Here is a 14,632-nt window from a genome sequence, read left to right on the forward strand (position 1 = left end):
ATGGCTAAGAACCTATTAAGTTACTTAATCGCCTCATGGATTGAGCTTATGAATAACAATAATTGGAACGACAATAAAAAGAGGGAATTGTTAGTAAATTTAGCTAAGGAAAGTAGTAACGTTAACCTAGATAGTGTAATACAATACTACGAGGAAATTAGACACGGTATTAGTAAATATTACAAAAACTGTTACGTATATAAGATAAAGAGCGCTTATAGAGCTACATTTGGCAGGGGAGACATATTCGGAACTATACCTTACGAAATAGGCTTATCCTTTAACTGGATCTTCAACGTACCAGTAATATATGGGTCTCAGATAAAGGGAGCTGTTAGGGCTATTTATAGAAAGAAATATAAGGATGATAAAATATTCGATGATAAAATAGGTTTCACAGACGCAATGCCTATAAGTAAACAAAATTACATAATATATCCCGAAGTAATGACCCCACATTATAATAATGTAAAGGACGAGACTGATGTAACACCAATACCAGTACTTTACCCTGTAGTAGCACCTAATGTAACCTTTGAGTTCATTTACTATTCAAACTTATTAGATGAGAAAAAGGAAAAAGACGTAAGAGAAGCAATAAAGGACGCCTTAATATTGGGCATTGGAGCTAAGACTTCTTCTGGTTATTCGTATTTTATATTGGAGGGTGAGCCTTCGACATGTTAATGAACTTTAAAGAAAAGGCAATTTCCCTACTTCACGATCCACCTCATAAGGCATATGTAGTAACTGGATCTTTAAAAGGACAGAGACTATGCGATAAGTTCTCTGGCTTAAAAGCTCATGAGACGGAGGCACTTTGTTTCGCATTTGAAGCTATTGAAGGTACTCCATTACATTTAGATGAAAATGAACTTAAAAGAACGTTTGAAAATGTTAGAGATGCTGACCATTACGCCTCTGCTGTGGATAGATTAGGTTTATCAAATTTAGAGCCGGAAGATAATAAAATTGTCTTGAAGAACATAATCGACCCTAGGCACTTTAGGGAGATATCGCGGAGGAGTATAGATCTGCAAGAGGTCATGGGAATAGCAAAAAAGCTCAATGAGTATCTTAAAATGACTAAAGACGAAAGGGAGGCATATCACGTACTCTACACAGCATATGAACTACTTTGGATAAAAAATGAATTACCCCTAACCCCAGCAGATACTAGAATTCCCACTCACACAGTATTCGATCATCTATATGCCACTGCTATGAGCTATAATATAATCTTCAAAGATTTTGACTTATATTACATCGATGTAGCTGGAATTCAGAATTTCATTTCAAAGTCTAGGAAATTGAGGGATTTATGGGCTTCAAGCTATCTAGTATCCTTATATTCGTGGCTTCTAATAAAGGACTTTGTGAGAGAATATGGTGGAGATATATTAATAATCCCAACGGCTAGATTTAATCCATTCTTCTATTACACAGTCCTAAATGAGGAAATTAAAAACGTAAATTTAAGGGAAAAATTACTTGATCTGATCTGCTCTGTATTGTATAAAGACGTGAATAATTGCGATCTGAAAATCAATAATTATCCAAGATTTTCCGTAATACCTGGGACAATTTCTATACTGTTACCACATAACGTAAACATAGAGGAAAGAAAAACATGGGAAAAAATAGTAGATAAAGTCCTAGAGAGTTCATCAGAGATATTTCAGAGATATGATATAGAAAGTATACTGGATGAACTGAGAAGATTAGCTAAAAAATTACCGTTCTTCGTAAGGAAAAATTTAATCCCTAATACAAAATTACGCAGTATAGATGAGAACACGTCCTTTGGCAACATAATTGACGATCTGAGGAAAATAAATCGGAGCGTTAAGGTAATTAAAACCATTACCGAAATACCACGTGTAACAGCCCCACTCCAGTCGAGCAAAAATTACGATTACTGTACAATGTGTGGCGAAAATCCTGCTATTCTAATTTTGCCAAGAGAAGATGATAATTATTGGAATAACAACCAAAGAAATAGAGTATTGGTTTCGCCATCGGAAAAGCTATGCCCTTGGTGTCTAACGAAGAGACTCTTCTCGATCAAAGCCCATACCGTAATTCCCAAACTATTCAACTCTCAAGAGGAAGGCATTCAGCTGGATTTCATTTCAGTAGGAGACTTAGCCTCTGCAACATTCAAACTTGAAATAGCGAAAAATCTCGATAAATTAAAGGATTTAGATAAAATAATACAATATCAACATACCAAAAGTTGGAGACTCTACGATGAACTACCGAAAAGAGACTCGTGGCTACTATTTGAAGAAGCTACCTCCACTTACTTTGACGACCAACAACTTAGAAAGAGCCTACAAAACAGATTAAAAAAGGCTCCACACACATACTACTCCATTATTAAGGGAGATGGAGACGGAATAGGGAAAATCCTAACTGGTCAACTATCTGAAGTACTATCAATTTCCGAAGGCACTACTACAGAGTTCTACTTAAAACACGCACTTAATGTGAAAAACAAACAAGATATAATAGGTAGATTAAAGGAAAGGCCAACCACGTTTATCATAACCCCATCATATCTGACCACGATCAGCCAAATGCTAATGAGAATAGCAATTAGAGATGCGGAAATAATATACGAAAACTACGGTATCCCAGTTTACGTGGGTGGTGACGACATCTTAGCCTTAGCTCCTAATGAGGATATTAAGAGCATAAACCCAACTATAGAGATCATCACAAAAACCAGAGAAAACTATATGGGAACACCACAATCAAATCACTTCGATAAATATGGCTTACCCCTATTCCCTACAACCAGATCCTATGCAGTTTACGTTATGCACTACAGAGAACCGATATATTGGCCAATATCCCAAATGAACGAGCTATTAGATAAGGCAAAGGATTCCAATTGGATCGAAATCAAAAAACAAAAAGACACGCTAATAGTTACTGACGGTGATGAGGAATCCTACATTCCCTTAGACCTCCTCGAGAATTTCGAGACGCTCAAAAAATTTATAGACGTAAAAGCTCTATCTAAATCGTTCATTTACGATGTGATAAATCATGAAGAATTTCTCAGAAAGAAACCTGAAACTTTCACTAAATTCCTACTCAAAAGAAATAGTAATGGTAAAATCTCCTTTAATATTCCCGATGTGAGAAGGGAAAAAGATGAAAATAATACACCATTCCTAATCAACTTAGTTAAAGGTTACAAAATATTAACTAGGTGATATGAAAATGCAACTAATATGTTTCAAACCATTAGAACCCACGTTATTTAGACTCCACGGTGAATTCGACATTAACCTAAAGGGACCCTACTCTAGAGCTGAATCGCTGAATATACCATTACCATCAACAATAGCTGGGATAATATCTACAATAAACATAGAGAATAAAACAGTCAACTTAGACGAATCCAAAAAGGAGACTGACCAATCGTATACCCTTAACGGTAATTTATGGGGACCAATAGTACTTTACTCCAACATCACTTACGTCTACAACTACCTAAAAAATAAATTCTTCCTACTATCCAACGGTACAATAGACAAAACAAAATCCATAGAGACTAAAGCAACAACCAGAATAGGAATAGCCCTCGACGAAAAGCAAAGAGTAACAAAAGAAGGATATATATACTCAGTAACATTCAGGGATTTTGAAAACATGGAGTTTTGTTATAGATATGAAGGTAAAACGGAAATTATAGGGGAGAAAGTGGTAAAGTTTGGAGGAGAAGAAAGAGCTGCTAAAATGTACAAAAAAGAAGTTCAAATAAATTGTGAAAAGTCTAGAAAAGCGTATGTCATATCACCCCTATTAATAGAAGGAGAAGAGAAAGACAATTTCGAAATAACAGTAAACAATACAAATATAAAAATAGAACAAGGAGTAATATATTCCGTAGGATTAGGATTCAATGTGAGACTAAAAAAGAGAAAGCCAATATATAGGGCTATAATGCCGGGGTCAATTATAGAACTAGATAGGGAAGCACAGTGTGAAAGCATTGGCCTATACTCCCAGATCGGCTATGGAAGTATAGTACCATTAAAATCAATTGAGCCAAAACAAGAGTCAAATGAACTTCAATGATATTTCACAGTCTCATCTTTTAGATTACGAAAGGAAAAGCTTTTTCCTAAATTCCATAAAAATAGATAAAAGTGACGTTCGTGAAATAACTCTGACGTGAACTGAATTTTTGTAGGTCTCGTTATAAAGCATAAAATTGTCTCAATATCTTCTAGCCCTTAAAGATTTAAAACCTCCTCTTTTCTCTATTACCATTATCATCTCAATTATCCAGGGGAATCATATAATAACTGATACCTTGTATAGTAGTTTCCTGAAAACGACGCATAGTATGTAACGTTTAGTTTTTTCAATGTAGAATTTAAGGTGTATTTATACTGTATACCCTTAAACTATTTACGATTACTTAAATCTTCTTGAAGAGAATCTATGTTAATATTTAAGGTTTAAGGTAAATTTACGTAAAGTACTACTTGTAGATCATCACCCTTAACCACTTGTTGTTATGTTTTAGTTTCTTTTCGTTGTTACAATCGCTAGAGAAGTCGTGGGGAGAGTGTTATGATGTTTTAGTTTCTTTTCGTTGTTACCACTTAATGGCAACAATAATACCAAAAGCCCAAGGTGTTTTAGTTTCTTTTCGTTGTTACCTAATTTATGGGTACCATCACTTTCAATATACGCTTGTTTTAGTTTCTTTTCGTTGTTACATTGTTAGCGGACTAGAGGCCTTTGCGAATGCCATTTGTTTTAGTTTCTTTTCGTTGTTACATGGAGAGGAAGAGATCATTCATCTATGAGGAGTGTGGTTTTAGTTTCTTTTCGTTGTTACATTGAAGAACAGCTATAATAAAGAAGAACTAATAGAGTTTTAGTTTCTTTTCGTTGTTACCACAAAGCCATAATTATGTCTAAAGGCATTGGTAAAAGCACAACAGTTTTAGTTTCTTTTCGTTGTTACACAACAGTATCAGGGCGAATTACCACAAGCACCACGTTTTAGTTTCTTTTCGTTGTTACCATTCCTTCATCAACAACAATAAATGTAACAATACATATGTTTTAGTTTCTTTTCGTTGTTACTTGTCGATAGATTTGCCCGTGCTCAGAGTTATCAAGTTTTAGTTTCTTTTCGTTGTTACGAATATGCCTTCTGGCGAAGACTGCTGATTGTTGAGTTTCCAGTTTTAGTTTCTTTTCTTTGTTACCCAGTTCGTTGTTTTTAGTAATGGCTAGTAATATCTGTTTTAGTTTCTTTTCGTTGTTACATGGTGTGTTTGTATCTACAACTTTAGATAGACAGTTTTAGTTTCTTTTCGTTGTTACTGCTTGCTCTAGCGTCTGCAGATATTGTTGATATGCGGTTTTAGTTTCTTTTCGTTGTTACTCGATAATCTTCGCATCCCAAAGCCTGTTAACCTGTTTTAGTTTCTTTTCGTTGTTACAAATAATCCCCCTCTTCCCGCGAACGAAAAACAAGGTTTTAGTTTCTTTTCGTTGTTACAAGGCTAGTGAAGAAAAAGAGAAGAATCCATACGGTTTTAGTTTCTTTTCGTTGTTACTGGGGCTCCGACATTCCAGCTTCGTGGAGCTGTTGTTGTGTTTTAGTTTCTTTTCGTTGTTACAGAAGGAGGGGGAGAAAAACGTGGACAGCTCTAACACTGTTTTAGTTTCTTTTCGTTGTTACACGTATTTTGACATTACATTAGTTGTATCAATTGTGTTTTAGTTTCTTTTCGTTGTTACGCTAACTGAAGCTAAGGAACAGAAATGTGCTCCATGTTTTAGTTTCTTTTCGTTGTTACCACAAGATAACATAAACAGGATGGTGAATTTCGTGTTTTAGTTTCTTTTCGTTGTTACCTGTATCTTCTACTACCGTATCAAGTACGTGTAATATGTTTTAGTTTCTTTTCGTTGTTACACATAAATGACTGTGAATGCCGTGTTGATAAATGTTTTAGTTTCTTTTCGTTGTTACAATTCAGTCTGAAAATGACTAACAGCCTGTCTCTAAGTTTTAGTTTCTTTTCGTTGTTACTTGAAAGCGAACAACAGAGCCTACAAATCTCAAAAGTTTTAGTTTCTTTTCGTTGTTACACATTTTTATACATTTGATTCTATGTAAAGATATGGGTTTTAGTTTCTTTTCGTTGTTACCGGAAAAGAAACCATTCTTGAGAAAGAAAAAGAAAGTTTTAGTTTCTTTTCGTTGTTACCTATTACTAGGTTTCCTATTTGGCAATAGAGACTAGTGTTTTAGTTTCTTTTCGTTGTTACCACTTCCTCCTAATGCAAAACAGCAAACCTATATGTTTTAGTTTCTTTTCGTTGTTACAATAGAAACGTTTACATGGGACATTAAAAAGATAGGTTTTAGTTTCTTTTCGTTGTTACTGTGTATAACCAAAAATAAAGAAAACGACAAAAATTCGTTTTAGTTTCTTTTCGTTGTTACGATGTTGTGGTTGAGGAAAGCGTAGCTGGCGGTGGGTTTTAGTTTCTTTTCGTTGTTACTGAATGCAGGGCAAACTAACGATGGACAAGGGAGTGTTTTAGTTTCTTTTCGTTGTTACTATAGTGAGTGGGAATTACGTTGAAAGTTCCCAAAGGTTTTAGTTTCTTTTCGTTGTTACTAATATTACCGCTTTCATCTTTGCCAATTGTCACAGTTTTAGTTTCTTTTCGTTGTTACTGTAAGTGACTCAGTTTGGACTTGACTTTCGCCATTATGTTTTAGTTTCTTTTCGTTGTTACTCCAGCCAGATGGTACCGTAGTTCCAGCAAAATTCCAATGTTTTAGTTTCTTTTCGTTGTTACTGAATACAAAATATGCAGACGAAACGAAAGATATTGTTTTAGTTTCTTTTCGTTGTTACGTCTACCGCGTCGTTTACGTTCACTCAAAAAAAATGTTTTAGTTTCTTTTCGTTGTTACGAGACAAAAGATATGGTAGTATATGTGCCATTGGGTTTTAGTTTCTTTTCGTTGTTACTACAACACTAAACTCGGGCATATACAAACTCAAAAGTTTTAGTTTCTTTTCGTTGTTACTATAGAACAGAACAGTACGGTACGGAGAACGGAACGGGTTTTAGTTTCTTTTCGTTGTTACACGTTTGGTTTAGCAGTTATGGTAACAAGTGGGAGTTTTAGTTTCTTTTCGTTGTTACACTTATCTTTTAATGCCATATTACAAGCACAAAAGGTTTTAGTTTCTTTTCGTTGTTACTTATTATTGCATTTGGTGATGATGACCAATTAGGTTTTAGTTTCTTTTCGTTGTTACTTTTACGTGTTTTCTCGATGAAGGGAATTGACAAAGTTTTAGTTTCTTTTCGTTGTTACTTGAGTAAACTGCTTTTGCTCTGATTTCTGGACTGTTGTTTTAGTTTCTTTTCGTTGTTACAAGCGTTAAATCCGCCAATTTATTTTCGTCTTCAGTTTTAGTTTCTTTTCGTTGTTACTATGCTAACAAGATAGGGGTACATCATTTCACCCTGTTTTAGTTTCTTTTCGTTGTTACCTCCGGTAATTGCTTTGCCTCCGCCTCTATCTTGTCAAGTTTTAGTTTCTTTTCGTTGTTACTCATACCGGCTGAATTATTCAATTTGCATGCAAGCTGTTTTAGTTTCTTTTCGTTGTTACGAATTGAAAGTCCTTCATCAACAATTTCTGACGTGTTTTAGTTTCTTTTCGTTGTTACTACGTAGCCAGCTTCATACACATCAAGAATTTTGAGTTTTAGTTTCTTTTCGTTGTTACGGAAACGAAACAATTGACCTTGCAGGTTTCCGTTCTGAGTAACAACGAGTTTTAGTTTCTTTTCGTTGTTACAAACACTATATCTTGCAGCATAGTTTTCTAAAAGGTTTTAGTTTCTTTTCGTTGTTACTATCAGTTCTTGATATTCCTTGGACGTATAGAACTTTTTGTTTTAGTTTCTTTTCGTTGTTACTGCGTAAAAAGAGAGAGAAAGATTTTTAAACTTGGGTTTTAGTTTCTTTTCGTTGTTACTCTCTCGTCTGTTGAACTGCTGTTACCTGAGGAGCCATCTCATTGTTTTAGTTTCTTTTCGTTGTTACAGATACCGCCAAATCAAAACCCAGGTGGATATCAGTTTTAGTTTCTTTTCGTTGTTACTGGCTCTCGGCCTCCTCAAGATTTAGTTGAGTTTTCGTATTTATAAATATTTCTGTTCCTTCCACAACCTAAACTGGTATCTTTTGTGTGGAAGGGGATTTTACGTAGTTTTAGGGTTAACCTAATACCCCGTATGTTGAGGGTTTTGAAGGTGGATATTCCTTAAAAACAAGGGAAATTTCAACATTTATAAACCTTAAAGGGTAAGAGAACTTCTTGATAAAATCACCTTAGGCAGTCATCTAGAGAAACTTTCTTCTTTCTACTTAAGATACAATATTTTAAAAAGGAAATAAAATAAATATTATGTCTAACTTCTGAGTAAATCTTTAAACTATTGAAGTTGAATAGGATAATATAATGATGTTGTTTTTAATGCTTTTAGTACATACCGAGAGTCAGTGAGGTTGAATAGGATAATATAATTAGTAGTTTCATGAAAATGACGTATAGTATGTAACGTTTAATTTTTACAATGCAAGATTTAAGGACATTTATACCATACATGCTTGGTATATTTACTATTATTTAAATCTCATTAAAGAGAATATATGTTAGTATTTAAGGTTTAAGGGATTTGAGGTAAATTTGCGTAAAGGGCTAATCAACCGTAACTCCATCAATAGGATATATTTCTTACCTAGACAATTCCAATCTAATTTTTTGTCTTAGCGTTAGGAGGATATTTCTTACTTAGACTGTTCCTCTGGTACTAATTAACCATTCCATCTGGAAATGGATTATTGCCCAATTAAGCATACTTCATGACTGACAAGTTTACTATTGAGATATGTATATGTGTTTACACATTGTATTTTAATAATAAAAAATATTAATATTGAGCGTATTGACATTGCCTTTTGTATAGGCAAGAAGGGCAGAATTTGTTTCTGTAGGCCTTAAAATTCTCTTCAATGACTTTTTCTAACTCCTCAGCTAGATAATCTAATACCATAGCGTTAGGAATTAATAAGTATCCAATATCTTCGCCTATTGTTGTAGGTAACAATAGAGTGGCACAAGCTTGACCATATTTCATGCACATGTATGCATAAATTACTGCTCTTCCTATTAAATGTCTTATCATTCCTCTCGTTATGGTCATTTCAATAACAAGGTAATTATCGTATACATAGTCTGGAATTCCCACTATTTTGTACCAATCTTTTCCAACTTTAAATAGGATATCCATTGGTTTGCTTTCGAAGTTAATGTCGTTTTTCCTTTCATATTCTAATCTTATATCGTGGATAGCTTTGTGTTTGTATATAGTGAAATACGCTCTCTGTTTGCATATTAATAAGTCATCAAATATCCTCGCCGGCAAAGTTAACTTGTAAGTGGTGTCTTGATACCTTATCCTTGGAGATGATAAGAGTTCTTCCGAAATCAGCGTTTTGAACTGGGATGATAGCTGCGGTATCTCTTTCTTCAAGAAGTTTAGCAATCTTTTCCGATAGGAAGAGGGATCTATTCCAAGATAATCTTCCTCCATATACTGATCTTGAAATATACGATAAACCGTAACGGCGTAGGAGCCTCCTAACCTTACCTCTAACCTTCTCATCTGATATGTCATATGCGACAACCACGTACATATAATTAGTAACTACTTTTAAGTATTTATAAATTTAGATAAAATAGTGATGACTATTAAGAGTATGGTTAACAATTTAATTAATTTAAAATTAATTGTGTAAGTTGCTTTTATTGTAGAAATAAATACTTTTTGTTTAGTGTAATTTTGGTGAACATGGGATTTTCGTTGGTGAGGACTTGATAATCAAGTAGAGTATTTCGGTTTTAACCCAAGTTATTTTAATGTTTAGAGCATATTAACCTTAAGCCTAGGTTTCACATTAGGGAGGAGATAGCGTTAGGCCTAGTTATCTAGCTGGCTTATCCTCTTGGAGGACTACGTTACCACATTCCACCTTACTCTATTATTACAAGAGGCTTGGCAGGGTTAAGTATGTAGTATCCTTGAGTCTTTACACCATTGACGAGACTTTTACGTTAAGGGGAATTATTATTACGTTTGGATCGTTAGGGATGTTATAACTATTCCTTTCTTCATGGCTTGAGGAGTGGTCTTCGCGTGTTAACATGAGGGGGATTGATAGTTAGGAGGATTGATCGAGTGATTTACTTGCACGATTACCAGCCTATAATCCCTTTGACTGGTCTAATGTTGGGCATAATATGGTTTGGTAGGAGGGATTACGCTGAACAAGAACATTAAAGGATAGACTCTCCTCTATGGACTTTCACTTGGAGTTCCAATATGTTAGCGAGTTGGCTCTTGATCTTCTTCCTAATCTACAACATTCTTTATATTCAAATTTAGTGGATAAGGAAGTGATAATTATAAATGCAAATGTTTTAAATGCATAAAATCGTTGACCACACTCCGTAAATTTACCTTAAATCTCTTGAACACCAACCTGGATTCTCTATAAGAAGATTTAGATAGTCTAAAATAGTTGAAGTGCACATAGTATAAATACACCTTCCCTTGCATTTGAGAATTATACGTCATATATACTACACGTAATTTTCAGAAAACTACTATTCGTGAAGTTTCTAACCCTTCCCTTACTTGTTATCAAATGTTCTTTCTTTTGATACATCTATCAAATTATCCCTACACTTACGTCACACTCATATTCGAGAATATTTTCACAATCTTCAGTTGAATGATATGTTCTACCATTTTCTTACATAAAGCTCCTCAGAACGTTTTACGAGTTTTTGGTTACCTCTAGATAAAGATGAGCAATTATAAAAATTTCTAGCCTAATATAATTTTACTATGTGTCAATTAGATGACTGCGTGAGAAAACTCCTAAAAAGAGGGTAGAGTACTTTTCAAATCCTTATGTGGATTTATCCTCAGAGTAATAACCCATCTTTACACTGGCTTCTTTCAATTCGTTTAGTGACTTACCATATACTGTTATTTCTTTAATTTTAAATAATTTTTAGTGTTAGGTTGTGGAATTAAACGTGAAATTTACGTGCTTATAAATCTCTTTAAAAAGATAACTGTTCGTTAAAATGAAAAGTAATCAAAAAAATTAGGGTTAGAATGAAACAATTATTTACGACATGTAACGAATTTAGATGGAATCTCTCCAATAGACGTAACTATAAAAGTTCGAGTTGATTAAGGAGTTTAAAAGTGTAAGAATTCGAGTCTAGATGCGACCAAAACGAATCATTATAAAATAATTGAACGTATATAAATGATAACCCATGTTTCAATTAAACAAAAAATCCTTGCGACCACAATTTGTTAAATTAATTACAACTAAAATTGGTCGCAAGGTAGAAAGACGAGAGAAATGAAAAACTTATAAGCAAGAAACGAGAAATAACAATATAGAAGTATAAAAATACACCAGATAAATCCTACAAGGAATTGAAAGACTAGAATCATTTCTATTGATATTGGAAATATTTATGTTCGATAAATCCTACAAGGAATTGAAAGATAAAATTACGAAAATAATAAAGTTCCCGAAAAGCAGATAAATCCTACAAGGAATTGAAAGATAACTGTGTTTATGTGTTAGCGTTTTGGAATGAGGGGTATGATAAATCCTACAAGGAATTGAAAGCATTCAAATCCATTTAACTTCAACACTTCCTCAACAGCATGATAAATCCTACAAGGAATTGAAAGAAGCTTCTCACCGCAATCCAGCTTCTGATATCGGCAAACGATAAATCCTACAAGGAATTGAAAGGTATCAGTAACATCTAGTGGTATGGTGACGTTAACGGTATGATAAATCCTACAAGGAATTGAAAGTTTCAACACAAACGCTATCGCTTTATCGTTAACTTGATAAATCCTACAAGGAATTGAAAGTTTTCTTATTCTATTTAATATTTAATATCTTTTTCTAAGATAAATCCTACAAGGAATTGAAAGAGAGCATAAACCGCATCATCTAAAATTTTTTGCTTTGAAGATAAATCCTACAAGGAATTGAAAGAACACATTGGCAGTGTTATGCTATCACCCACGTTGTCACTGATAAATCCTACAAGGAATTGAAAGAAATAAGAAGTTATCCATTTGTTATTTGTATCGGACGATAAATCCTACAAGGAATTGAAAGACAATATACTCAATTTCAATTTCATGTTTTTGACTTATAGATAAATCCTACAAGGAATTGAAAGGCTCTTTCTCTAGCTGTTTATCTTTGCGCTTTTCAATTTTGATAAATCCTACAAGGAATTGAAAGCACAGTAACTGTAGCAGCAGCGCCAACTTGAATGTTTACCGATAAATCCTACAAGGAATTGAAAGTAGCGTTACAGATGTTGTACCTCCAGCATTTCCACTTGTCGATAAATCCTACAAGGAATTGAAAGTATAACTTTAGAACTTTTTCAGAATATGTCTGAGCACTCGATAAATCCTACAAGGAATTGAAAGTTTAAAATAATAATATGTCATTAGATAATTATTTAGGATAAATCCTACAAGGAATTGAAAGTACAAAAAAACTACTCTATCTTTGAGCTGAACTGCGAGAGATAAATCCTACAAGGAATTGAAAGTTAATTATTTCTACCGAGTCTGTTGACAAGTCCCTAGGATAAATCCTACAAGGAATTGAAAGGTTGAGGAGATTAACGCGTTGCCTCCTATAGCGTCCCTAGATAAATCCTACAAGGAATTGAAAGTATGCCAGCTCTTCTCAGACTAACATTTGGAATTACTATTGATAAATCCTACAAGGAATTGAAAGAGTTTGAATTTTTCACAAAGTGTATCTATATTCATTTTTATGATAAATCCTACAAGGAATTGAAAGTCCACTTCACTTACGATTAAATCTTCATTTAAAAAACGTTGATAAATCCTACAAGGAATTGAAAGGATGACATAATAAATATTGTCAGAAGAACTGAATACCCAGATAAATCCTACAAGGAATTGAAAGTTTCTTTAGCTCTTCTACGGGTATGGATACTCGCTTAGACAGATAAATCCTACAAGGAATTGAAAGAAAACATCGTCCTCATCCAGATAGAAATGATTTGTAATGGATAAATCCTACAAGGAATTGAAAGTCCCATACTTTCCATGACCACTGCCCAAGATTAATGATAAATCCTACAAGGAATTGAAAGTAAATGTGTCATTCCCAACGCTTACTGTAACAGATAAATCCGCAAAGGAATTGAAAGAAGGCCTACGGTCTGAAGGGAGCGCTTTAAGCCCCATTTTGATAAATCCGCAAAGGAATTGAAAGGAAATGACACAGGGATTGATGCGAATAAATACGCACTACGATAAATCCCGAAACGAATTGAAAGCGTATCACTGTTGAGTTCGATGATGCGACATTCAGCATGATAAATCCACAAAGGAATTGAAAGTTTAACGTTTCAGTGCAACACATATTTCAGTCAGCCCTCAATAAATCCACAAAGGAATTGAAAGATTGCATTGGCAAAACTTGTGCTAGGTGTTATTCTCAACTGATAAATCCACAAAGGAATTGAAAGGACTTTTTTGCCATCACATTCTTTTGTTGGGTACAGCATGATAAATCCACAAAGGAATTGAAAGATACTTCTGTTCATGCTGGAAAGACAGTAGAAATACAGGGTAAATCCTAAAAGGAATTGAAAGTTAGCGCTTGTCTGATGACTTCGCTTGTCGTCATATCGTGCGATAAATCCTAGAAGAAATTGAAAGACAAAATATACGGCAGTGCGCGCTGGGTACATCACAAGTGATAAATCCTAGAAGAAATTGAAAGACATCATCCCATTTTGCTCTAGGAGATGGCATCAACCATGATAAATCCTAGAAGAAATTGAAAGACGAATTTGCTATCCTATTTATTGTTGGCTTATTCTATTGATCAATCCCGAAACGAATTGAAAGAAAAACATAGTATTGCCTCCGCTTCAAGCTGCAGTCTCAAGATAAATCCACAAAGAAATTGAAAGATTAGATTACCTTGTTATACTATTATAAGAGGCTTGGTAGCGTTAAGTACGTTGTATCCTTGAGATACTATTCACGAGACTCTTGCGTTAGGGTAATTATTATTACATTTGGATCGTTAGGGATGTTGTATTGAGGAGTGGTCTTCACGTATTAATTGTTAACATGAGGGGGATTGATAGTTAGGAGGATCGATCGAGTGATTTACTTGCATAATGGTTTACCAGCTTATAGTACTTTTGACTGGTTTAATGTTGGGCATAAGATGGTTTTGTAGGAGGGATTACGCTGAACAAGAACATTAAAGGATAGACTCTCCTCTATGGACTTTCACTTGGAGTTCCAATATGTTAGCGAGTTGGCTCTCTACCTTCTTCCTAATCTACAACATTATTTACACTCAAATTTAGTGGATAAGGAAGTGATAATTATATATGCACATATTTCAAATGCATAAAATTGTTGACCACGCTCGAAAT

General features: G+C 34.2%; 5 protein-coding genes, 2 pseudogenes and 1 CRISPR repeat array. Of the genes and pseudogenes, 5 read left to right on the forward strand and 2 right to left on the reverse strand.

Annotation, left to right across the window (positions count from 1 at the left end; all coding sequences use genetic code 11):
- The 3 genes from cmr6 to GFS03_RS04845 are packed head-to-tail and all read left to right on the forward strand — an operon-like array spanning position 1 to position 4,092.
- On the forward strand, positions 1-687 hold the full coding sequence (gene cmr6 / locus GFS03_RS04835) for a type III-B CRISPR module RAMP protein Cmr6 (protein WP_153422762.1): 687 nt from the start codon (positions 1-3) through the stop codon (positions 685-687).
- Positions 681-3,224, forward strand: coding sequence for a type III-B CRISPR-associated protein Cas10/Cmr2 (gene cas10, locus GFS03_RS04840; protein ID WP_153422763.1), 2,544 nt, complete (start codon positions 681-683; stop codon positions 3,222-3,224). The genes cmr6 and cas10 overlap by 7 nt, the downstream gene beginning before the upstream one ends.
- A 7-nt stretch (positions 3,225-3,231) precedes the next feature.
- Positions 3,232-4,092, forward strand: coding sequence for a type III-B CRISPR module-associated Cmr3 family protein (locus tag GFS03_RS04845; RefSeq protein ID WP_162000400.1), 861 nt, complete (start codon positions 3,232-3,234; stop codon positions 4,090-4,092).
- A 447-nt stretch (positions 4,093-4,539) separates the two neighbouring features.
- Positions 4,540-8,176: direct repeats of the CRISPR family, unit length 24 nt; unit sequence GTTTTAGTTTCTTTTCGTTGTTAC.
- 832 nt (positions 8,177-9,008) lie between these two features.
- Here the strand turns inward: GFS03_RS04845 and GFS03_RS04850 are convergent.
- Both GFS03_RS04850 and cas2 read right to left on the reverse strand, forming a co-directional pair.
- A complete protein-coding gene (locus GFS03_RS04850) occupies positions 9,009-9,503 on the reverse strand; it encodes a hypothetical protein (RefSeq protein ID WP_153422765.1) in 495 nt (164 codons plus the stop codon).
- Positions 9,484-9,774: a CRISPR-associated endonuclease Cas2 gene (gene cas2 / locus GFS03_RS04855; protein ID WP_153422766.1), complete on the reverse strand. Its 291-nt coding sequence runs from the start codon at positions 9,772-9,774 to the stop codon at positions 9,484-9,486. The genes GFS03_RS04850 and cas2 overlap by 20 nt, the downstream gene beginning before the upstream one ends.
- A 223-nt stretch (positions 9,775-9,997) precedes the next feature.
- Between cas2 and GFS03_RS04860 the strand changes: the two are divergent.
- Together GFS03_RS04860 and GFS03_RS13815 are read left to right on the forward strand one after the other, a co-directional pair.
- A pseudogene (locus tag GFS03_RS04860) lies at positions 9,998-10,570 on the forward strand (IS6 family transposase).
- A 3,593-nt stretch (positions 10,571-14,163) separates the two neighbouring features.
- Positions 14,164-14,563, forward strand: a pseudogene (locus GFS03_RS13815) (IS6 family transposase); the annotation flags it as partial.
- Between the last annotated feature and the right edge of the window lie 69 nt (positions 14,564-14,632).

Origin of the sequence: Sulfolobus sp. E5-1-F, assembly GCF_009601705.1 — an archaeon.
In the GTDB taxonomy this organism is placed as follows: domain Archaea; phylum Thermoproteota; class Thermoprotei_A; order Sulfolobales; family Sulfolobaceae; genus Saccharolobus.